20 protein-coding genes are annotated in these 22,661 nt (G+C 61.6%); 7 read left to right on the plus strand and 13 right to left on the minus strand.

Translation table 11 applies throughout. The features are described from left to right. Positions 1-111: 111 nt before the first annotated feature. The 7 genes from AX768_RS08650 (at position 112) to surE (ending at position 8,821) form a co-directional block, all read left to right on the plus strand. Positions 112-2,616, plus strand: a complete 2,505-nt coding sequence (locus tag AX768_RS08650; RefSeq protein ID WP_061999613.1) for an acyl-CoA dehydrogenase — start codon at positions 112-114, stop codon at positions 2,614-2,616. A 65-nt stretch (positions 2,617-2,681) separates the two neighbouring features. Beyond that, positions 2,682-4,112 (plus strand): 3-oxoacyl-ACP reductase, encoded by a 1,431-nt coding sequence (locus AX768_RS08655; RefSeq protein WP_061999614.1) that lies wholly within the window; start codon positions 2,682-2,684, stop codon positions 4,110-4,112. Positions 4,113-4,117: 5 nt separating this feature from the next. Further along, complete coding sequence (locus tag AX768_RS08660; protein WP_062000885.1) at positions 4,118-5,029, plus strand: MaoC family dehydratase; 912 nt, start codon at positions 4,118-4,120, stop codon at positions 5,027-5,029. Beyond that, entirely contained in the window at positions 5,026-6,333 is a 1,308-nt protein-coding gene (locus AX768_RS08665) for an acetyl-CoA C-acetyltransferase (protein ID WP_061999615.1), read from the plus strand. Before AX768_RS08660 ends, AX768_RS08665 begins: the two co-directional genes overlap by 4 nt. Before the next feature lie 279 nt (positions 6,334-6,612). Further along, positions 6,613-7,533 carry a DUF1571 domain-containing protein gene (locus tag AX768_RS08670; protein WP_155524254.1) on the plus strand — a complete coding sequence of 307 codons (921 nt, stop codon included), beginning with the start codon at positions 6,613-6,615 and terminating at the stop codon, positions 7,531-7,533. A 162-nt stretch (positions 7,534-7,695) separates the two neighbouring features. Then, positions 7,696-7,935, plus strand: a complete 240-nt coding sequence (locus tag AX768_RS08675; RefSeq protein WP_061999617.1) for a hypothetical protein — start codon at positions 7,696-7,698, stop codon at positions 7,933-7,935. A 79-nt stretch (positions 7,936-8,014) separates the two neighbouring features. Further along, entirely contained in the window at positions 8,015-8,821 is an 807-nt protein-coding gene (gene surE / locus AX768_RS08680) for a 5'/3'-nucleotidase SurE (protein ID WP_061999618.1), read from the plus strand. Between the two features lie 9 nt (positions 8,822-8,830). Here the strand turns inward: surE and AX768_RS08685 are convergent, their stop codons facing one another. The 13 genes from AX768_RS08685 to AX768_RS31940 all read right to left on the minus strand — a co-directional run bounded on the left by AX768_RS08685 (position 8,831) and on the right by AX768_RS31940 (position 22,166). Then, positions 8,831-10,222, minus strand: coding sequence for a sigma 54-interacting transcriptional regulator (locus tag AX768_RS08685; protein WP_062000886.1), 1,392 nt, complete (start codon positions 10,220-10,222; stop codon positions 8,831-8,833). A 68-nt stretch (positions 10,223-10,290) separates the two neighbouring features. After that, on the minus strand, positions 10,291-12,048 hold the full coding sequence (locus tag AX768_RS08690) for a TadG family pilus assembly protein (RefSeq protein WP_061999619.1): 1,758 nt from the start codon (positions 12,046-12,048) through the stop codon (positions 10,291-10,293). 1 nt (position 12,049) lies between these two features. Further along, positions 12,050-12,457: a DUF3613 domain-containing protein gene (locus AX768_RS33650; RefSeq protein ID WP_082778781.1), complete on the minus strand. Its 408-nt coding sequence runs from the start codon at positions 12,455-12,457 to the stop codon at positions 12,050-12,052. Between the two features lie 10 nt (positions 12,458-12,467). Further along, the gene (locus tag AX768_RS08700) at positions 12,468-13,376 is read right to left on the minus strand and encodes a hypothetical protein (protein ID WP_061999621.1); all 909 of its coding nucleotides are present in this window, start codon (positions 13,374-13,376) and stop codon (positions 12,468-12,470) included. Between the two features lie 28 nt (positions 13,377-13,404). After that, complete coding sequence (locus tag AX768_RS08705) at positions 13,405-14,406, minus strand: type II secretion system F family protein (RefSeq protein WP_061999622.1); 1,002 nt, start codon at positions 14,404-14,406, stop codon at positions 13,405-13,407. 1 nt (position 14,407) lies between these two features. Further along, complete coding sequence (locus AX768_RS08710) at positions 14,408-15,409, minus strand: type II secretion system F family protein (protein WP_061999623.1); 1,002 nt, start codon at positions 15,407-15,409, stop codon at positions 14,408-14,410. Beyond that, positions 15,402-16,769, minus strand: coding sequence for a CpaF family protein (locus tag AX768_RS08715; RefSeq protein WP_061999624.1), 1,368 nt, complete (start codon positions 16,767-16,769; stop codon positions 15,402-15,404). Before AX768_RS08715 ends, AX768_RS08710 begins: the two co-directional genes overlap by 8 nt. Before the next feature lie 3 nt (positions 16,770-16,772). Then, the gene (locus AX768_RS08720; RefSeq protein ID WP_061999625.1) at positions 16,773-18,110 is read right to left on the minus strand and encodes an AAA family ATPase; all 1,338 of its coding nucleotides are present in this window, start codon (positions 18,108-18,110) and stop codon (positions 16,773-16,775) included. A gap of 51 nt (positions 18,111-18,161) precedes the next feature. After that, the gene (locus tag AX768_RS08725) at positions 18,162-19,616 is read right to left on the minus strand and encodes a type II and III secretion system protein family protein (protein WP_061999626.1); all 1,455 of its coding nucleotides are present in this window, start codon (positions 19,614-19,616) and stop codon (positions 18,162-18,164) included. 161 nt (positions 19,617-19,777) lie between these two features. Next, positions 19,778-20,740: a Flp pilus assembly protein CpaB gene (gene cpaB / locus AX768_RS08730; protein ID WP_062000887.1), complete on the minus strand. Its 963-nt coding sequence runs from the start codon at positions 20,738-20,740 to the stop codon at positions 19,778-19,780. Positions 20,741-20,770: 30 nt separating this feature from the next. Beyond that, the gene (locus AX768_RS08735) at positions 20,771-21,241 is read right to left on the minus strand and encodes a TadE/TadG family type IV pilus assembly protein (RefSeq protein ID WP_062000888.1); all 471 of its coding nucleotides are present in this window, start codon (positions 21,239-21,241) and stop codon (positions 20,771-20,773) included. 5 nt (positions 21,242-21,246) lie between these two features. Continuing rightward, positions 21,247-21,771, minus strand: a complete 525-nt coding sequence (locus AX768_RS08740) for an A24 family peptidase (protein WP_335340454.1) — start codon at positions 21,769-21,771, stop codon at positions 21,247-21,249. Between the two features lie 233 nt (positions 21,772-22,004). Beyond that, positions 22,005-22,166, minus strand: a complete 162-nt coding sequence (locus AX768_RS31940; protein WP_075359793.1) for a Flp family type IVb pilin — start codon at positions 22,164-22,166, stop codon at positions 22,005-22,007. Positions 22,167-22,661: the final 495 nt, after the last annotated feature.

Here is a 22,661-nt window from a genome sequence, read left to right on the forward strand (position 1 = left end):
CGAGAGACGGGTACACAATGTGCTGATGAATGTGTATTTGGCGCACTGGCACACTGGTTCTCCGTCGTCACCGCGTGACCCGGGCATCGGACATCATCAGGAGAGGTCTTCATGACAGCCAGCTTCGTGATTGCATTGTTCATCGTGAGCGGCGCGTTGATCTATATCCAGGCGCCAGCGACCGCATGGCTCGTGTGGGCCTTGATCTGGATCGCGGCCGGATGGCTCGCCGGCATCGCCGGGCCGGTTGTCACCACGCTTCTCGCCATCGTTTTTGTGGTGCCCGCGTTGATACTCGCAATCAAGCCGCTGCGCCGCGTGATCCTGACCCGATCCATCTTCGATCTCTTCCGCAAGATCCTCCCGCAGATGTCCCCGACCGAACGCGACGCCATTGAAGCGGGAACGGTCTGGTGGGACGCGGCGCTGTTCTCGGGACGCCCCAAGTGGGACACGCTGCTTGAAACCGGCGCGCCGGTCTTGACGGCGGAAGAACGCGATTTCATCGAAGGGGAATGCACCCAGCTCTGCGATATCGCCAACGACTGGGAAACCACTGCCGTCTGGCAGGATCTCTCGCCAGAGGCGTGGGATTTCATCAAGTCGAAAGGGTTTCTCGGCATGATCATTCCGAAGCAGTACGGCGGCAAGCAGTTCTCCGCCTATGCCCATTCACAAGTGATCATGAAGCTCGCCACGCGTTGCTCGGCGGCCGCCGTTTCCGTGATGGTGCCGAACTCGCTCGGACCTGCCGAGCTGCTGATGCACTACGGCACGCAAGCGCAAAAGGACCACTATCTGCCGCGTCTGGCGCGTGGCGATGAAATCCCCTGCTTCGCGCTCACCAGTCCTTATGCGGGATCGGACGCGGCTGCGATTCCGGATATCGGCATCGTGTGCAAGGGTGTGTTCGAAGGCCGCGAGACGCACGGCTTCCGGGTGACCTGGGAAAAGCGTTACATCACGCTTGGGCCCATCGCAACCGTACTCGGTCTTGCGTTTCGTGCGCTCGATCCCGACCATCTTCTTGGCCCCGCCGACGAACCCGGCATCACCTGCGCGCTCATCCCGACCAAGCATCCCGGAGTCAACATCGGGCGTCGTCACTGGCCCCTGAATGCGGTGTTCCAGAACGGGCCGAACTGGGGCCACGAGGTGTTCATCCCGATGGACTGGGTCATTGGCGGACGCGATCAAGTGGGCAACGGCTGGCGCATGCTGATGGAATGTCTTGCGGCCGGACGGGCGATTTCGCTGCCGTCGTCGAATGTCGGGATGGCCAAGCTCGCTGTCCGCGGGACGGGCGCGTATTCGGCGGTGCGCCGGCAGTTCCGTACTGCGATCGGCAAGTTCGAGGGGGTGCAGGAAGCGCTCGGACGCATGGGCGGCAACCTTTATGTGATGGACGCGGCACGGCGCTTGTCGGCGCAAGCGGTGGATCTGGGCGAGAAACCGTCGGTGATATCGGCGATCGCGAAATATCACATCACCGAACGCGCGCGCAAAGTCATCAACGACGGCATGGACGTGGTCGCAGGAAAAGGCATCTGCATGGGGCCATCTAATTTCCTGGCTCGCGCTTATCAGCAAGTGCCCATCTCCATCACCGTGGAAGGCGCGAACATTCTCACGCGCAGCCTGATCATCTTCGGTCAGGGCGCGATACGTTGTCATCCGTACGTGCTCAGGGAGATGGCCGCAACACGGGATTCGGACCGGGCCAAAGGCCTGCGCGATTTCGATAACGCCTTCTTCGGCCACGCCAGTTTCACCGCATCGAACATGGTTCGCAGCCTTGTATTCGCGCTGGGCGGCAGCGTGCTGATTCCGAAACCCGCCCGCGCCGATGCACGTCTTGTGCCCTACTACCGCGCATCCACACGCATGGCGACGGCGTTTGCCCTGCTCGCAGATGTCTCGATGTTCGTGCTCGGCGGCGAACTGAAGCGGCGCGAGCGTTTGTCGGCAAGACTCGGCGATATCCTTTCGCAGCTTTACCTGATCTCGGCGACGCTCAAGCGTTTCGAAGACGACGGCCGCCGCGACGCCGATCTCCCGCTCGTGCGATGGGGCGTCGAAGATGCGCTGCATCAGGCGCAATCTGCTTTCGATGCCGTGTTGTCAAACTACCCGAACCGCGTCGCCGCAGGCCTCGTGCGCGTGCTCGCGTTCCCGTTCGGCCTGCCGCATCGCGTGCCGGGCGACCGGCTCGGAACACTGATTGCCGAGTTGATGACCACGCCCGGCGAGGCGCGCGAACGCCTGATTGCGGACTCATATGCGCCTGATGCGAGCGTCGACCCGATTGGTTACGGCGAGCTGATGTTCGCGCTCAATCCGCGATACGCTCAGATCGAGCTCAAGCTGCGCGACGCGGTCAAATCAAAACACATTCCGCCGATGCCCCAAAGCCTGCCCGACCTCGATGCCTGGGCGGCAGATTGCCAAGCGAAGGGTTTTATCGATTCAGAAGAAGCTCAGGTACTCTCCGACTACGCGCGTTACGGAGTGGAAGTCGTGAAGGTGGACGACTTCGGAGCGGATTTCGGTATGCTCGATGCGTTGCAAAAACGCCATGAGGCGCTCGCGAACGAGCCGGAGGCAATCCCGGCATGATCCCGAATGCATCTAAAGCACTTGATACACCTTAATGCACGCGCCCAGGCGCACATCAGGCAGTGATGACAGACCGTTATCTCGACTTCGTCAACAAACCGTTCGGCGCGAGCGTCGCGCGTTCCATCGGGCTGCCCCGGCCGGAAGTGCTGCGGCGGCATGCGCAAGGCCGCGCGGAATTCGGCGGGATCGCAGCAATTGGCGCGGGGCCATCGCCTACGTTGTTCGAGCCGTTGATGACGCTGCTGGGTTCTGTCGGCATGACGAGTGTTGCGCATGAAAGCGCGTTGAGCTGGCTGCCAGTGGCGGCACGCCATAACGCAATGAGCGGCCGCTTCGAACCGCGTTCGCCCGATGCGCCGCCGAACGATCGCGTACAAGCGCTCATCTTCGATGCCACGGGCATGGCCGACAGCACGCACTTGCATGCTCTCTACGGCTTCTTCCACGATGCCATCCGGTCCGTGGCAAAAAGCGGCCGCATCATCGTGCTCGGATTGCCGCCGGAATCGTGCGCGTCCCCGAAGATGTGGACGGCGCAGCGCGCCCTGGAAGGCCTGACGCGTTCGCTTGGCAAGGAGGCGCGTGGCGGCATCTCGTCGAATCTCGTGCAGGTGGAACCCGGCGGCAACATGGAAGGTGCGTTGCGCTTCCTGCTGTCGCCGCGCTCGGCGTATGTATCGGGACAAGTCATTCGTATCGATGCGACGCCCGCTTCGCCACCCGCAGACTGGAATCAGCCTTTGGCGGCCAAGCGTGCGCTGGTGACGGGCGCGGCGCGCGGCATCGGGGCAGCGATCGCGCATGTGCTGGCCGAACGCGGCGCGCATGTGATCGGGCTCGATGTAGCCGAGGCGCAGGATGCGCTCGACCAGACCATGCTCGCGCTGGAAGATGCGTGGCCGTCGCAGGGCGCGCATACGGCGCTGCTTGCAGATATCGCCGCGCCTGACGCGCCTGCCACGATCTCGGCCGCGCTGGCGGCGTTCGGCGGTATCGATATCGTCGTGCATAACGCCGGCATCACCCGCGACAAGACCATCGCGAAGATGACCGGGGCTGCGTGGGACAGCGTGATCGACGTGAACCTGTCGGCGCAGGAACGTATCGATGAAGCGCTGCTCGAAAAGGATGTGCTGCATATGGGCGGCAGGATCATAGGCGTATCGTCGATAAGCGGCATCGCCGGCAACCTCGGCCAGACGAACTATGCGACCTCGAAGGCCGGCGTGATCGGCCGCGTGCAAGGGATGGCGAAGCTCCTCGCTGCGCGAGGCATCACGATCAACGCGGTAGCGCCGGGGTTTATCGAAACGCATATGACCGCGAAGATTCCGCTGGGGCTTCGGGAAGCGGGACGGCGCATGAATTCGATGAGCCAGGGCGGCTTGCCTGTCGATGTCGCCGAGACGATCGCGTGGCTTGCGAGCCCGGCATCGAGCGGCATTACCGGCAACGTCGTGCGCGTATGCGGTCAAAGCCTGATCGGAGCGTGAACATGATGCTTGCGTCAGGCGCGGCGCGCATGCGCACGGTGATCGTGGACACCTTGCCGCCGCCGGCGAAACTCTACGGCCGCGCGTTGCAAGGCATCTTCAAGCGTGGCGTCGGCGCGGCAGAGTTGCCCTCGCTTCGGCTCGTGCGGCCCAAGGTGCCGCTCGATCCCGAGCAGATCGGCCGGTATGCGCGCGTGTGCGGATTCATTCCCGAACATGGCGTGCCGCCCACGTTCCCGCACGTGATGGCGTTCCCGCTGCATCTGATGCTGCTCACCGATACCGCGTTTCCGTGGCCCGCAATCGGCCTCGTGCATATATCGAATACGGTGCATATGCGACGTACCTTGCATTCTGGACAGACGCTGCGCATTGAAGTGGAAAGCGGCGCGCTCGTACCGCACGACAAAGGCCAGGCCTTCACGCTGCATACGCGTATCTATAGAGGTGGCGAAGCGGTGTGGGACGCCGACAGCATTTATCTGAAGCGTGGCGTGGCCAATCGTGCGGGCGGTGCGAGCGGTGCTCCCGTTGCGGAAGCATCCGGCATCGAAGCGCCCGTGCTGACACGTGAAGCACGCTGGCAACTGCCCGCGCAACTCGGGCGTGACTACGCGAAGGCATCCGGCGACTTCAATCCCGTCCATCTGCATGCACTCACCGCAAAAGCCTTCGGCTTCCCGCGCGCCATCGCTCATGGGATGTGGACGCTTGGCCGAACCGTCGCGGCGTTGCAGCCCTGCAAGCAACTTGGTTCTGCAAATATAAGCGGCGAGTTCAAGTCGCCCATTTTCCTGCCCGCCGAAACCACGCTGTGGACCGCGGCATCATCGACCGCGGCGCGCGACTTCGAAGTCCGCGATCTTGCCGGCGAAAGGCTGCATCTGCGCGGCCGCTTCGATTGGGAATTGTCATGACTACGAGCGCCCTTCCCGCTGTGCGTCGCGTGGCGATCATCGGCAGCAACCGGATTCCGTTTGCGCGCTCGAACACGGCGTATGCGGCGGCATCGAATCAGGACATGCTGAGCTTCGCGCTGCAAGGGCTCGTTGATCGATACGACCTCCATGGCCTGCGCCTGGGCGAAGTCGCGGCGGGCGCGGTCGTCAAGCACTCGCGCGACTTCAACCTCACGCGCGAAGCCGTGCTCTCAACCACGCTCGCGAAGGAGACGCCCACGTACGATGTCAGCCAGGCATGCGGCACGGGCCTCGAAACTGCCATCCTGGTTGCGAACAAGATCGCGCTTGGACACATCGATGCAGGCATTGCAGGCGGTGTCGATACGACGTCCGACGCGCCTATCGGCGTCAACGAACGGATGCGCAAGATCTTGCTGGAAGCCAACCGCAGCAAGTCGGCGGCGCAGCGCATGAGCGCGCTTGCGAAGCTGCGGCCGGGCATGCTGGTGAAACCCGCGTTGCCGCGCAACAGCGAACCGCGCACGGGTTTGTCGATGGGCGAGCATTGCGAACTGATGGCAAAGCGCTGGAAGATACCCCGCGAGGCGCAGGACGAACTTGCGCTCGAGAGTCATCGCAAACTCTCCGCCGCTTACGAGCGCGGTTTCTTCAACGATCTCATGACGCCCTACAAGGGCCTCTCGCGCGACAACATCCTGCGGCACGATCTCACGCTTGATCGCTTAGCCGCGCTCAGACCTGTCTTCGATCGTGATGCCGGCACGCTCACTGCCGGCAATTCCACGCCGCTCACCGATGGCGCGTCGGCCGTCCTGCTCGCATCCGACGAATGGGCTGCCGCGCGCAACTTGCCCGTGCTCGCGTATTTCACTTACTCGGAAACGGCGGCCGTCGATTTCATCGACAAGAAGGAAGGCTTGTTGATGGCGCCTGCCTATGCGGTTCCGCGTATGCTCGAACGCGCGGGACTCGGCCTCGCGGACTTCAGCTTCTATGAAATCCACGAAGCTTTCGCCGCGCAAGTACTGTGTACGCTCAAGGCATGGGAAGACGATGAATACTGCTGCACGCAGCTCGGTCTCGACGGCCCTTTTGGTTCGATCGACCGGTCGCGAATGAACGTGAACGGCGGGTCGCTGGCGGCAGGTCATCCGTTTGCCGCCACGGGTGGACGAATCGTGGGCGCGCTTGCAAAGATGCTCGCGGGCGAGCCGGATAGGCCCGGCGCAACCACGCGCGGCCTGATATCGATTTGCGCCGCGGGCGGCCAGGGCGTGGTCGCAATCCTCGAACGATGACCGTCAGAAACAGGGCCTTGCAGCGCCCAAGCACATAAAGTGCTGCTCCGTGGAATTTCGGGCGCTCCGAAGCGTTGTGTCACAGATAAATACCCGGCGAATAAACCGCCGTGAACCGCACGACGCCGAAGCAGCCAACAGCCAGAACGCCGAACGCCGAACGATTGGACCACGGAGAATCTCATGCATCGAGTACGACAGCGTCGCCCGCGCGTGTTATCGAATCACACGGCTACAGGCGTGTGGAGCGTGCTGGGCGCCTTCGCGCTGAGCGCGGCCATGTCAGGACCGGCCGGCGCCCAGGAACCCGCCAGCGCGGCTTCTGCCGCCAACACGGCCACGCCGTCTCTCCCCACCTCCGCCGCCACATCTGCCGCCGGGCCTGCGCTTTCCGCCAACGCCACGGCCGAACCGCCGAAAACGCCGGCATCGCAGGTCGGAAAGCTTTCACTCGATCGGCAGGTCCGCTGGCTGAGACGCGCGGCGCTATCCGGCATGCTCGCGAAAATGAGCGACACGGCGCTGGTGTCTTTGTTTCAATCGCTCGATCCGCTTGCGTTGCCGCGTTATCTGAAGGAAGGTCCGAACGGGTACCCGTCGTATGAGTTCACCATGCTGCGGCGCGAGCGCATCGAGGGAAGATGGCCCGACCAGCCCGATCACATGCTCGTGCGTGTCACGCGCGACCCCATGCGCGTCTACGCCAAATGGCTGCCCGACGGCGACCACGCGGGCCAGGAAATCCTCTACGACGAAACCACGCGCCCCGACGAAATGCTCGGCCACCTCGGCGGCATTCTCAACGTCATGACGCTCTGGACTGCACTCGACGGGTCGCTCGCGCGCTCGCAATCACGTCATTCCATTCGCGACCTCGGCACCGAATTCATCACGCAGCAGTTCCTGGCAGAAGGCAAGAAGTTCGCCGAAGCGGGCGTGACCCGAGCGAACAATATCGAGGTGAAGACTATCGACGGCGCGCGCGTGGTGGCATTCACTTACGAAACGCCATCGGGTCAGCCACAGTTCTATGCGAAAAAAGAGGTGCTCGGACTCGACCTGAGAAGGCCGTATTTCCGCACCGCCGAATCCTTCGATAACGACGGCAATGTCTTCGAAAGCATCGTTTTCCAGAACATCGCGCCGAAGGTTTTCGACGAGGACACCTTCAATCCGAAGAACCCGGACTATCACTTCTAGGCGTGCACCGTCTCAGGCGGTAAGCATTCGTCACATGCTTTATTTCGGTTTTAAGTTTCGCCTAAGACTTCGTCGATACCCTCGCCCCACTTGCATCATGACTGTTGCAGTCAAATCGCCCGCAAAGCACTACGCGTAAAGCATCAACGAAAGGAGTTCGTCATGAACCTCCGCGACGCATCGGCTCCAGTGCGAGCCATCAAGAGATTATTGAGCCATCACGAAATTGCCACGCTGCTGTTGCTGCTGCACGCGCCTATCGATGTGCGTGCAGCCACGCCCGATGTCGCCTCGCTCAGCGAATACGGCTACGTGGAAATGGTGACGCCGGAACCGGGCGAAGCCAAGTTTCGCCTGACCGCAGACGGCAACGCCGTCCTGCGCGGGCTCGGCATCAAGTAACGCACCCCGCTACCCGACAACGCGATCTCTGGAATAATCGATTGACTTGTACTTCCGTCAATCGACAAGGAGATCTGCAATGCCTGCCGCTTCATCGTCTACTTCATCGTCTACATTCCGACCGCGCATTCAACGCGTCCTGCTGACCAACGACGATGGTATCGATGCACCCGGCCTCGCCGTGCTCGAAGCCGTCGCAGCGGAAATCGCCGATGAAGTGTGGGTCGTCGCGCCCGAGCACGATCAAAGCGGCACGTCGCATTCCATCAGCCTGCATTCGCCTTTGCGTGTAAGCCAGCACGGCCCTCGCCGCTTTGGCGTACTCGGCACGCCGGGCGATTGCGTCGTGATGGGCGTGCGACACCTGATGCGGGATGCGCGGCCTACGCTCGTGCTATCCGGCATCAACCGCGGTGGCAATCTCGGTGCGGAAACCATGTTCTCCGGCACGGTTGGCGCGGCCATGACGGGCTTGCTGCTCGGTTTGCCGTCGATCGCGCTGAGCCAGACATTCAGCGATCGCGAGAACGTGCGCTGGGATACATCGCGTGCGCTCGCGCCCGGCGTGATCAGTCAACTGGCTACCACCGCACACGATGCACCCACTTGCCTCAACGTGAATTTTCCCGATGTCGATGCCGCTTCAGCGGGTCCGCTCACGCCTACGCGTCAAGGCGTGGGACTGGTGGAGGGTATCGATGTATTGCCGCAAACCGATCCGCGCGGACTGCAATATCACTGGCTGCGATTCCAGCGCGGCCCGCGTGAAAATACGCCCGACAGCGAGACGGCAGTGGTTGCATCGGGACGCGTGTCGGTCACGCCGCTGCACTTCGAACGCACCGATGAACGCACCTTCGCGACGTTGACCGCGGCATTGCGTTAAAAGCCTGAATCAGTCGACGGCGCGCGTTTCAGGCTCTTCGTCGAAGATCTGGAACTTGCGCATCTTCTCCCACAGGACCTTGCGGCTGATACCAAGATGACTTGCCGTGTCCTGCCGGCGCCAGCCGTTGGCATCGAGCGCAGCAAGCACGCGATTGCGCTCGTTCATGTCCCACTTGCTGCGGTCCACGACCACTTCCGCGTTGAGGTCCGGCGGCAACGGCTGCGAGGTCCGGGCGAGTGCCAGCAGCCGCTGCAGGCGCGCCGTATCCCACGATCCCACCTGACGCACCGTCACGCCGATACGCTCAGCGAGATTGCGCAACTCGCGGACATTGCCGGGAAAATAACTGTCGGCGACTGCATCAGCGAGCCAGTAGGGAAGCTCGGGTAAGGTCGCGAGTTTTTCTTGTCCCACCACCTGTGCAATGAACGACTTGAATAACGCAATCTTGTCGACTGCGCCGCGTTCCTCGAGCGACGGAATCTTCAACTCGATCACCGCCAGCCGATAATAAAGGTCAGCGCGAAACTCGCCGTCCTTCACGAGCTGCGGCAAGCTTTTGTGGCTCGCCGCGACCAGCCGGAAATCCACCTTCGCGGGCGTAGCCGAACCAATGCGCGTCACCGCGCTGTCCTCCAGAACGCGCAGCAATTTGACCTGTTGATAAAGCGGCATGTCGCCGATTTCATCGAGGAACAGCGTGCCGCCATCGGCCTGTTCGAAGTAGCCCTTGTGGGCGATCACGGCGCCTGTGAACGATCCTTTTGCGTGACCGAAGAAAAGGGATTCAAAGAGACCATCGGGGATGGCACCGCAGTTCACCGGCACGAACGGTCCCTCTGAATAACGCGAGTGGCGCTCGTGCAGCATCTGCGCAATGCGCTCCTTGCCCACGCCGGTTTCGCCGTGCACGAGGACGCTGGTATCGCAATCGGCGAAGGTTTCCACTTCACGCAGCAAGGTCTGCATGCACTCGGCGTTTGCTATCAGCGCGCTCGATTCCTGAACCTCTTCGCCATGCGCGCGAAGCTGTTGCGCAAGCTTCGCCACCATGCGGCGCAGTTCGGCGCCGGTGAAGTCGAGCGGCAGGATATGCGAGTAGTCGGTGGGGAAAACCGCGGCGTCGCGTTCGCGCGGGGCGGCGCCTACCCAGACGACCGGCATGCCGCGATGCGCTTCCCAGTCGCGCAACGCGAACGCGCCTGTGTCGATCACGCTGACACTCACGATGGCAATCGCCTGGCGCTCCGACGTCTGGCTCGAGGCGATCGACATGCCGTCGGCGCGAATCACATCGACTTCGAAACTCGACATGCAGCGCACCACCTGCTCGACGATATCCGCCTTGCCTTCCCACACATAGATATCGAGGTCGTCGATTTTTGTCGCTGGTCTCATTGATCGAATCTCATGGCTTTGATGCGTGTGGTACTTGATAAGGTTATCGGCGTCGATGAAGCGAAGCTTCAGTACTGCAGTTGCGATTGCCCGCATACAGGCGGCAAGCCGTGAACGGTGCTGACGCCGATCTGTGCGCCGAGTAGTTGCAGTATCGGCGTGAGGATGGAGTCAAGCGCGTTAAAAACGGGCTTCAGCAAGGGCAACAGAATGGCCAGGACCGGGCCGACAACAAGCTGTCCAAGTACCGAGCCCAGGAGAGTCTGAGCGCCGAACACTTTAAGCGTCAAACCGGTCGGGCTGGAAAGCTGTGTCGCCAGGCCGAGCGTTGCGTTGTATAACACGCCCCCTACCTGGTTCGAATTGGTCGTCTGATAGTCGTCAGTGTTTCCGGAAATACCGTCGAACGTCATGTTCACAGCACTCGATGCCGGCACTGTCGCCGGAAGACCTGCCGCAGTCGTGATGGTCAATACATTAAATACGTTGATCAACGTCGCGGGCGAACAACTAAACGGTGTCGCTGCGAAAGGATTGGTGATCGAATCCCCCACGCAAACCTGCGCGATACCAGTCTGGACACCAACCACCGAATTGCTTGCCGCCTGCGTCGAGGCACATTGTGTTGAAACCAGCCAGGCTTGTCCCGGCGCCACGGCAATGTTCACAGGCAGATAAAGGGCTGGTGAGCCCAATCCGAGGGCGGCAAGCGCCGGCACCTGGCCGAGGGAGACTTTTATGGACGCCAGCAACTGTCCCGAACTGGCCACCGTGCGCCACGCGCCAGCCGGCGTCTTGCCGGCCTCGCCGACCGCCAGCACCGGCGGCTGGATGATCTGGACCTGCAGCGACGCAGTCGCCACGCCCAGGTTGAGCGCGGTTCCCACATTGATAGCCGCCTTCCCCGCTTGCGCAACCTCGGCGGTGACCATCAACGCATCGAACGGACTGATGGTGGCGTGCAAGGCGGATTGTGTATCGGCTAGACCGATTTGCAGCAGCCCCGCCGAGCCGTTTACCGCGCCTATCGCCAACGTCCCCGAACCCTGGATGTTCGCGTTGACAATGGTCTGCAACGCGCCCACCGCCGCCGACAAATTCGCGTTCAGCACATGGGTATTCTGCAATGCGGTGAGCGTCAACTTGGCGATCTGGGCCGCGGTGAGATTCAGTGCGAGCAACTGATTCACGGTGCCGACGCCCGCCGCCGTTACCAGGTCGCCGATTTCGATCCGCGATTGCGCAAGCCCCGCATAGCCCGCCGCCGATATCTGCAACGAGTTGATATTCGTCCCCAGCATGGAGTTCAACAAGCCGGTGATGACTGTTGGATCGACGCTTGCCGTAGTCGTGCCAATACTGAACGCGCCCACGTTGATGGCCTGCGCGGTCGCTGTCGCCGTGACCATGCGTCCCGGTCCGGCAAAGAAGTACGGCACTTGCTTCGCCACGGTGACCTGTACCGCGTTCGCGGGCGTACCGGCTGCAGCGAAGTAGGTCGGTCCGGCGTAGAGCGTCGAGTCCCAACGGCCGCATGTCGTCGTGATCGTATTGCTCGTTCCCGAGGCCGTGAAGCCGTTTGCACCGGCGCTTCCCGCAGCGGTTGCCGGAGCCCTCGAACAGGCGTCATCGATAACCTGCACGCCTGCGCTCGCCGCCAGATCCGCCACGCCCTGCAACAGGCGTCGTTGATAGAACACGTTGCCAATATCGATAACGCCCAGCAAGATGACCGCTGCGACCAGCCAGATCGAGGCGATGACGCTCGCAATCCCGCGCTGACGGCGGCGGGATACGGGTCCGGTTGTTATCGATGAGCGGCGCATGTCAGTTCTGTGCTCCGCCACCCGATCCAGCACCCACCTCGCCCACCGACGAATTCAGTTGCGCCGGAATCGGATGATCGAATGACTTGAGGTATCGGCGAAACGCGGCATCGGCCTCGACGCCGAGCATGGGCTGTGCGGGCGCCGCAAGGCGGCCCTGACGCTGCATTGCGAGCCACGCGACAGTTGAATCGCCTATGCGCGTCACAGGCGCCTCGACTGGCTGCTCCATGACGGGCGGCCGCGCAACAGTCTCGTACTGCGGTTGTGCCTGCGATTGCGCTTGCGCTTGCGCGGTCAAAGGCGTTTGAACTTGCGTCTGTGCCAGAACGGGTGACGCAAACGGCAACACGCAGATTGCGATCGCAATCATGATCGCGTTATTGCGCATCGATCGAATCCTGTTCATAAGCTTCCCCTTAACGCGCAACGAGTTGCGGCTGGATCGCCGCCGTCGCGCCAGATTGACCGAATGCCTGGCCGCCCAGCGTCTGCGTCAGCGGCAATTGCGCATGAAGCAGCGAATCGACCGTCTGCGGCGCGTTCGATACCGGCACGCGCGCGCGCTCGGTCGTCGCGGCAGCCACCGCCGCGACGCGTGCTCGCGACGCCTGTGTGGAAGCTGCGGTGATCCGCTGGGCATCGGTGCGAATCGCCTGCTGTACTTCCGGCGAAAATTTCTGTTGTGCGATCAGACCTTGGGCTGCGGCCGGCTGTCCGTCGACCAATAGAAACAACGCAACGTTGCTCAGGATCTTCGGGTTGTTCTGCGCAAGCTCAGCGGCTTTCATCAGCGGCACACGGGCGCCGGCGATATCGCCGAGACACAGGCGTGCATACGCGAGATCGGAAAGCGTGAGCGCATCGGTCGGTTCGAGGCGCGATGCGGCATCGAGAGATTCGGATGCCTTACTGAAGTCGCCCGCGCTTCCCGCAAGCAGACCCAGTCCACGATATCCGCGAGCCGCAAGCGGCGTATTGATGAGCTTCGTATAGGCATCGGCGCTGGCTTGCGACTGGCCGGTCTGGCGCAAGGCGTCGGCGCGCAGCAAGATGGTATCGGGGGTGGAACCATATTGTCTTTCGTACGCATCGATATGCGCCAGCGATGCATAAAACAATCCTTGCGACTGCATCTTGTCGATCAGCGCGAGATACATGCCGGGTGTATCGGGCGCATCCTGCTTCTGTTGTGACTGACGCACTGCAGCCTCGCGTTCAGCCTGGATGCCGACGCCATATCCGCTGTCGATCTTCGACGCGCAGCCACCCAAAGCGGCCAAACCGCCACTTGCAAGAACCATCAATACGATTGCAGCATTTCTCATGACTCACTCTCTTCAACGTCATTCGACGTCATTTGTGCAGCGTGGACAGCGAGTGGAACACAGCAATGAACCCCGGCCCCGCGGTGATGATCAACAGCGCGGGCAGCAAAGTCACGACCATGACGCCGGTCATCTTCACCGTCAGCGCTCCGATGCGTTCCCGCAATGTCGCCCGGCGCGATTCGCGCAACCGGTCGCCGAACTGGCGCAGTGGCTCCTGAACGGCGCCCCCGTGTTTATCGACCTGGATCACGAGACGCATCACGGCCGTCAGGTCGTCGTTTTCATAGCTGGTGGAAAGACGGTTCAGCGATTGCTCGCGCGTGCGTCCCGTGTTGAATTGCCGATGCGCGAGCGCCAGTTCCGTCGATAACACCGGCAGCACAGTCGCAAAGTCACTGATCATGACCTGCAGGGTCTGATCCAGCGAAAGTCCCACGCCCTGCAGCAGGCGCAACAGGTCCACGAACATCGGCAACTCGCCGACGACCGCGCGCTGACGCGCCTTTGCGCGACGCCGGATGAGCCACTTCGGCAGCATGAACCCCGTGGCAAGCGCGCCAAACACCCACAACGCGACGCGCGGCTCGCCGCTGCGCCAGATGACCATAATCAGCGGCAACACCACAGAACATCCGATCCGCGCCGCGAAAAAGCGCGCGCGTGCGGTGTTGTCGAGGAAACCGCAGCGTTCGAGCAAGCGGCGATCTTCATCGGCAACCACGATTTTTCCGAGCGGCGTGTCAAGCCATCGCGCAGCGGTTCGGCTCAGCGTCTGTACTATCCGGTCGAGGCTCGTAAGCCGTGATTTGTCCGTTTCGCCAGATACTTTGGGATCCTTCCTTTCATTCGATGCAGGCGTGGCTGCGCGTGCAGCAGCCGCGCTTGCGGCGCGCTGGTCGAGCGCATGGTCGAGGGTGCGCACGCTGCGGCGATTACGGCCGAGACCGGCGAACACGAGCAGTCCGATCAGCGCACAAGCTGCCGAACCGCACATCAGCGCAACAACGAAGAATGAGTCTGCGTCCATGTCAATCCTTCAGCCGTGCAAGCGAATAAAGCAGGAAAACGCCAAGCAACTGCAGTCCAATTGCGACGAACACCAGGCGCTGGCCGACGGGATCAGCCCACATTGCGGCGAAGTACGACGGGTTGGACACGATCACGAAGCCGCCGACCACAACCGGCAGCAAGCCAAGCACCCATGACGACAAACGTGTCTCGGTGGTGAGCGCAACCAGTTCGCGTTCGGCTTGCTCGAGATCGCGCATCAGCGCGGCCATGCGGTCGAGCATGACGTCGGAGCGCCCGCCATAACGCACCGACACCCTCAGCACAGAGCCGACCAGCTCGAGTTCGCGGACGCGGTAGACGAGCGCCACGTGCTTGAGCGCGACATCGATGTCCACGCCGGAGCGCAGCATGCGCGATACGCGATCAAGGCATTCCCGCAAGGGTGTATCGGTCGTGGTGAGCGCCGCCTGGAACGAGGCCGGCACGCTGTTGCCGATGATGATCAGGCGCACGATGCCATCGAGGAAAACAGGCAATTGGCGCGCAATGCGCTGGTAGCGTTTTTGCGCGCGCCACGAAAGCGCCGTGTAAAGACACACGCCGCTGACAACGACAAACCCCGCTCCCAAAAGCCAATTCGTTCTCAAGCCAATAGTGATCGCGCCGGCCACGAACACAGTACCCGCGATCAGGAAAAGCACACGTGGATTCGCAACGCCCGCGCGGCTCATCAGGTTGCCGGACGCATACATCCAACGCTCGCGCTGATGCTTTACGTGTTCACGAAGGCCACGCGGCACGCTCCGCGAGGGCATCGTGGGCGGTGCATTGACACGCGGCCGCTGAGCCGGCGGCGCATTGGACGGCTGCATGACGCCTTGTACGGAGGCCACACGCCGGCCGACGAACTGGTCCGTCATCGCGCGATTACGCGAGTCCTGCGAGCGCTGCCACAGCAACAACCCGCCCGCTGCGCACAACAGCGCGACCATCAGCACGAAGCCGATACCGCTAGACATTGAAGCCCCCGCCCGAGCGTCCGAAACCGCGGCCAAACCCGTCGTTGAAACCGTCGCGTTCGCGCATGTCGTTGCCGAGCGCCTGCCGGTACTTCGCGAGCTTCGGCGAACTCGGATGAATGCCGAGCGACACCCAGTTGTCCTGTTCCTCGCCGCCTTCGAGCAAGACGGGTTCGTATCTGTACAACTCCTGCGTCGCGACAATGTTGTCGGAAAGCCCTGTAACCTCGGTGACCGACAGGATCCGTCTGCGCCCGTTGGAAAGCCGGCCAATCTGCACAATGAAGTCGATCGCGTTCGCGATCTGCCGGCGCAAGCTCGATTCGGTGCCCTGAAAACCGGCGAACCCCGCCAGCATCTCCAGCCGGTAAAGACATTCACGCGCCGAACTTGCGTGCACGGTGCCCATGGAACCGTCGTGGCCGGTGTTCATCGCCTGGAGCATTTCGAGCACTTCGCCGCCGCGCACTTCACCCACGATGATCCTGTCCGGCCGCATCCGCAACGTGTTGCGCAAGAGGTCGCGGATCGACACCACGCCCGCGCCGTCGAACCCGCCGGGCCGGCTTTCGAGGCGCACCACATGCGGATGATTGAGCGAGAGTTCTGCCGTGTCCTCGATCGTCACCACGCGTTCATGCTTTGGAATGAAGAATGCAAGTGCGTTGAGCAAGGACGTCTTGCCCGAACTCGTTCCGCCCGAGACCAGCACGTTGCATCGTGCGGCGACTGCTGCGTCGAGCAAACCGCTGATCTCCTGATTGAACGTGCCGTTGGCAAGCAGATCGTCAGGGCGCAATGGATCGCGGCGAAACTTGCGTATCGATACAACTGGTCCGTCCAGCGACAACGGCTCGATCACCACGTTCACGCGTCCACCGTCGGGCAGGCGTGCATCGACCATTGGGTTCGATTCATCCAGCCGCCGCCCGATAGGCGCCAGAATCCGCCGCACGATGCGCAGCAGATGCGCGTTGTCGGCAAACCGCACGGGGATTTTAGCGAGCATGCCGTGACGCGATACATAGACATCGTCAAAGCCGTTGATCAGAATGTCCTCGACGGCGGGGTCCGCGAGCAGATCCTCGATCGGCCCGAAACCCGCGAGTTCCTTCGTCAACGCCTCGCCAACCAGACGCACTTCGCTTTCGTTCAACGGAATGCGCCGCATGCGCACGAAGCCATCTATCTCGAGGTCGACAAACTGTTGGATCGCCTGACGCGACCATCGTCCGAACTCTGCGCCGAGTTCCTCGATGCGCGTAAGCAGATGTTCGTGGGCCGCGTGCTTGATGTCCTGGAACTGCTGCGTGTGCGCAAACGAAGTGGCGTCGTCGGCGAATTCGATGTCTTTTGCCATCTTCTATGACCGCTTTTTAAAAGTGGAAAGGAACCGCTTGACGCTGCTCGCCGCGTCGGTGGACGCAACGGGTGTTGCGCTCTCCGGTACAGACCCTGGCGCACCCGCTTCCGGCGCTTTGCCGCCGCCAAGACGCGCGAGCAGACCATCTAGCGCCCGCACGTACGGATCGCGCTCGGCAATATCCGCGAGCAATTGTCCCTGGTTCACGGCTCGCCCCAGCGCCTGCGTGCGCGAGGGCAACACTGCAAGCAACGGCAAGCCCAGCCGCTCGGCGATCTGGTCGGCGCCGAAATGCAGCGTCGCGTCGAACTTGTTCACGACCAGATGCATTTTTTGCGGTGCATCTGTCTGCGACTGCGCGTCATGTTCGCGTATTCCTTCGAGCAGTTCGACAGCCGACACTGCCGACGCCACGTTCGGGTCGCAGACGAGCCACACGTTGTCCGCGGCTTGCACGACCTGGCTGATGAATTCAAGGTTGGTGAAGCCGCCGAGGTCCACCAGTTGATGATCGAAAAACGTCCGCAACCGGTTGAGCAAACTGACCGCCGATGCATACGACACCTCGCGCATGGAGGCAAGGTCTGTCGGCAACGTGGTGACGGCAAGACCACTCGCGTGACGGCCAAACGCGGTATGCACGAAGGTCTGGTCGAAGCGGCGCAGATTGCGCACGGCATCGACGAAATTGAATTCGCTTTGGGTGTCGAGCAGCACGGAACTGTCCGCGGCGGGAATGCCGAGGTCGAGCAGCGCCGCAGTTTTCAACGCAGTGACATCGCGCTTTTGCAGCTTGACCGCGAGGTTTGCGGCCAGCGTGCTGACGCCCACGCCTATACGCGCGCCGAGTAGCACCGTAATTTTTCCGTGGCGGTTCGCGGTGCGCTGGGTTTGCGCAGACAGGCTCGCCTGTTCCAGCAATTGCTGCGTGATCCGGGCTGCTTCTGCGGGATCGCCATCCATATCGATGAAATCACGCACGCCTGCACGCAGCGCTGCAACCGCGCTGTCGGAGCCTTGCAGCGATCCCAGCGCGACGATCGCGAGGCCCGGAAAGGCATCGCGCACGGCGGCGGCCATGGCTGTTGCGCTTTCCGCGCTTGCCTGCGGCGCTTCGAGCGGCGCCCGTCCGAAGTCGATAAAAACCAGCGACGTGCCAAGTGTCACGATCTTGGGTACGAGCGCAACTGGATCGAATGGCACATGCTCGATCTGGCCCAACGTCCCGAGCGCACGCGTGAGCCACGCACGTCGTCCTGCATCCGCGCAGACGCACAGGAAGCGCGTGTTTTGCACCCGTGTTTCAACCTCAGTCAAGGAAAGTACTCTCGCGTTCATCGCGCGCACCTCTGCTGGTTTCCACCGCTGGAATATCTCTGCCCTTGCGCTTCATTTTGAAAATCCCGGCGCCATATCGCTCGATGCCACACCGCCCATGAACGAGCGCCACACCGGTCCGTCGCGCTGCTCGGATTGCTCGCCCGGCGTGCCGGGCAGCGGCGCGCCCTTGGCTATCGGCGAAACCAGGTGCGGCGTCACGACGATCACCAGCTCGCGATCGTTTTGCGTGTATTGCAGGGTCTTGAAGAACGAACCGATGATCGGAAGATCGCCGAGCATCGGCACCTTGTCGACGTTCGACATCGTCTCGCGATCGATGAGACCGCCTATCACGTAGCTCTCGCCATCGCCGAGCTCGACGGTCGTATCGGCGCGCCGCGTGGTGATCGCAGGCACCGAAATGCCGTTGATGGTCAGCGCGTGCTGGAAGTCGAGCTGGCTCGCCTCAGGCGCTACCTTCAGCGCGATGCGATTCGCTCCAAGCACGGTCGGCGTGACCGTCAGGCCGATCCCGTACGGCTTGTAGATGATGCTGATCGTGCCGAGCGTCTGCGGCACCGGCACCGGGATCTCGCCGCCCGCGAGAAAACTCGCGCTCTGGCCGGACAACGCGACGAGCGTCGGTTCAGCCAGGACCCGCGCGAGATTGTTCGACTCCAGCAAGCTAAGGTTGGCGAAGATGCCGCGCGTGCCCAGATTGACGATGAGGTTGAAGGCGCTGCTGACGGGCGATGTTCCCTGGACCTGCAGGTTGGTCGTCGCACCGCCTGTGTAGGACGTCAGCGATGAAGGAGAGAACGTCCCGAATGCAAACGCGTTGTTTTGCTTGAAGAGGTTGAAGCCTGCTTGCTTCAGCACCGACTTGCTGAACTCGACGACCTTCACGTCTACCTGGACCACGGGGCGCACGGCCACCGTGGATGCATCGTAGACGCCTCCGCCTTTAGTTGCGCTTGCGGCTGCATCGGACGATCCATTGTCCTGCTTTCCAGCGTCTTTCGAGTCGGAGCCAGCCGCGCCGTCCGCGGACTTGCCTATCGCATCCTTCGCCACCGCCAGCGCCCGCTGATGCGATTCCACGTTCGCAGCAGACCCGGTGAGAACCGCCGTGCCACCCAGCACATCGACCGCCGGTGTATCGCTGCCAAGCAACTTGCGCGCGGCCTGCGTGGTGACGTTGACAGTGAAGGTGCGCGGCTGCGTGCTGCCCTTCTCCCACAGCATCATTTCCGTGCGTCCCGCGCTTTTCCCGACCAGCAACAAGCCGCTGTTGACGCCGCCGCTGCTCTTGAGCCAAAGAACATCGGCGACGGCGGGGTCCCCCACTGCGACGCGTTGCAACGCGTGCCCAGGCGCGATCTGCCGCTGTGCGCCAACCGCGATATCGAGCACGCGGGGAACAGGTTCCGGTGCGTTGTCCGCGCTCGTGGCACGTGTGGTTTTTGCATCGACCATGCCTCCCGGCGCAACGGCGCACAGACAGGCCAGCATGGCGAACAACATTCCCCGCATGCTGCGAGCACACTGCCTTCGAACAGAACCTTTGGTTTTCGTCATTTTTTATATCGACTGCGTACTGCGTTGTCGCCACACGGCGGCATGGCCCCGAACTTCCATTTACTTATTCGCACTTCTAACCACATTAACGTCACACGCAATGCTTTTCAGTAGGCAATCTTTTCCCTATGCGAGCCGCGGATCAATTCCAGATCGTTCGATGCCGCCTGAACCCGAGGCGCCTTGAAAGCCGCTGTGGCCGGCACCGGCGACGACGAGGGAATTTGCTTCGGCGGTTGCGCTCCAGTCCCGCCCGCAAGCGCCTGCAACGACAAACCCGCGGCTGCGCGTCCTTTGCCGTCGTTCGTAATCCTGAGCGATGCCAGAAGCGGCGCCATCGCAACAGGCTCTGTCACGTCGTTATCGGCGGGATTGCGCAGCGCGAGAACCAGGCGGCCGGCGCCTTCAGCAAGCGTCAATGCATCGATGTCGGCCGTGCGCACCGCCAGCACCGCGGTCCGTGCCCCACCACCGGCGCTCGAGGCGCGCGTTGCGCTCGACGCGGCATCAGCGCTATCCGATGTACCGGGCAGCGTGGCATCGCCGAAACTCAGTACACGTACCCTCGACAACAAAAGTCGCGCCTGCGTGGCCGCGACCTCGGCGTCGGTGCCGGGACCCGCGCTCATATCGCGCTTGAGCATGAAAAACACATCGACGAAATTGCCCGGCCGCACGCGATTGCCTACGGCGTTACCTTCGTCGATGCGCACCGCGACAGCCCGCTCGCCGGGTGCGATGGCATCGGCGAGTCCGGTGGTAAGGCTGGCTTCGGTGAGAGTCGTGTTCGCAGCAACCGCAGTAAGCGGCACGCGGCCGACCAATGGTGCGGCATCGCCGAACTCGCCTGCACCACGCGATGGCGCCATGCGCAAGGTCAGCGCATCGGCTTCTATCGGTTTGCCTGCAGGCAAGTCACGCGAAGCCACGACTACGGGAAAGCTTGCCTGCCCTTGCACGACAGGCGCAATCGTCGCGGGCGCACGGCGCGAAAGCGACCAGGCAAAAATGCCGAGCAGCACTGCAAGCGCGATCAGACTTCCAGCAAGGATACGAGTGATATTGGCCATGTTCATGTTCGTTCGGGGCGCGCTTGGCGCTCAGAACAGGTTCTCCGGGTTCAGTTGCACCATGGCGTTTGCGGTAAGCGTGGTCGGCGTTGGCAAGCCGATAAGCGGCAAGACAGGCACGAGCGGCTTGCTCCCGTAGTCGTAGTTGAGCGAGACCTTCACGCATTGCATCGATGCATCGAACGTACAGGGCGCGTAGGTTGCCGTGCATGGCGTGGTGGTCGCGATCCAGTTCACGAGTCCGGTCGCCGTAGCACAGGCCGCGCTTGCACGCAGCGTGAGCGCGCTTGCTGCACTGGTCGCATTCGGCTGAAACTTCAACGCGGCGCGCGCTCCTTCCGATGCCGCAAGCGCCAGCGATTGCTTCGCGGCGAAGATGATGCTGTAGGTGACGATCGCGTAGAAAATCAGGAAAAACAGCGGGAAGATGAGCGCGAACTCCACGGCCGTGCTGCCGCGTTGTCCCCGCTGTTGCTGTCGTGCACACACGGCTCGCTTCAGATGTTTCATCGCGCGGCCCCGAGTGCATTCAGTGCGAAACTCGCCAACGCCGATACCGCGAGCAAGGCAGCGTATGGCGTCGCGCGGCGGCCACCGACCATGAAGGTCGCATGATGTACACGTGTGTTGCCGCCATCGGTGCCAACGACATGTGCTGCGTTGGCTCGTCTTGTCTTGATCAACGCGGGCACGATCAGGCAGAGCGCGTGAATGCCCGCAAAGACGCTCGCGGCCATCCATAGGCCGAGCAGTGCGTGCACGCCGCACCACGCGCCCAAGGCGGCGAATACCTTGACGTCGGCAGCGCCCATCACGCCCATCAAATAGAACGGCATGAGCGCGATAAGCCCGACTGGAAGCCCGAGCGCGGCATCCTTAAAAGCGATATGAAATGGTGAATATCCACTTGCTGCAAATGCGCACGCAAGCGCCACCCCGGCAATGACGAGCCAGTTTGGGATGCGGCGCCAAAAGCAATCGAATAAAACGACCGCGAGTGCCCAGCTAACGAATAACGCGGCGTTAATCACGATAATGATTCGCTAACGCCAGGCACAACTTTCCAATCGATTGCGTTTTATCGCATTCGAATAAAAAGCACAGCGACACGGCCGCGCATAGCCACGCTCAGCCTGCGTTAATGCGTGTTAACGCGATTAGCAGGGAGCGTCCTGTATATACCGGCACAAATGCCGATATATACAGGAGCTGATACGCAGCAAGAATGTGGCGCTCTAAGCCTGACAGCGCGAAGCCTCAGTTATCAGATCGCCGCAAGGATGGTTGCAAACACGGACGTGAGCTGTTTTGCGATCGGCGCTAACGACGCAGCCAGTGCCACTACAATGATGCCGGCAATGAGACCGTATTCGATCGCTGTAACGCCGCGTTCGTCGTTGGAGAAACGTTTGATGAAGTTCGACATGATGTTGCCCTCGGATATTTTTTAATGGCCTTAAAGCAAGTGTTCCGGCATTTTGGTGGATCGTAGCCCGCGGGTTCTCTCTTCCCCGCAGTCATGTGTCCGTATGCCTTGTTGCGCGTCTTTGCGCGCTGGTTCACTCGCTGCTTCTCTCAGGTTCTAGATATGTAATCGATGTAGCCTCCATCAGTCCGGATGTTAAATGATGCATCCATGAAACGATTTATAGCTGAACGCTATCTCGAAATCAACGGGTACGCGCAATAAATTCATTAGTTGATACCCTTGATCGGTAAGCATAGTGCAACAACAACACTTTTCGCTCAAAGGTTTGGCGTCGTTTGTAAAATTCAGTGCCTCTTCTTTCAGTGCGTTGTTAGCGTTCTCTGAATTAGCGATCTTTCTATTACGTTTTCCGACTTTGTAATGTGTCGTAATGAAAGACGGTTCACTATCTAGTTAACGGCCGGTTTGACGCCGGCTTGAGCCTAGCCAGTA

This window comes from Burkholderia sp. PAMC 28687, assembly GCF_001577465.1.
Classification (GTDB): domain Bacteria; phylum Pseudomonadota; class Gammaproteobacteria; order Burkholderiales; family Burkholderiaceae; genus Caballeronia.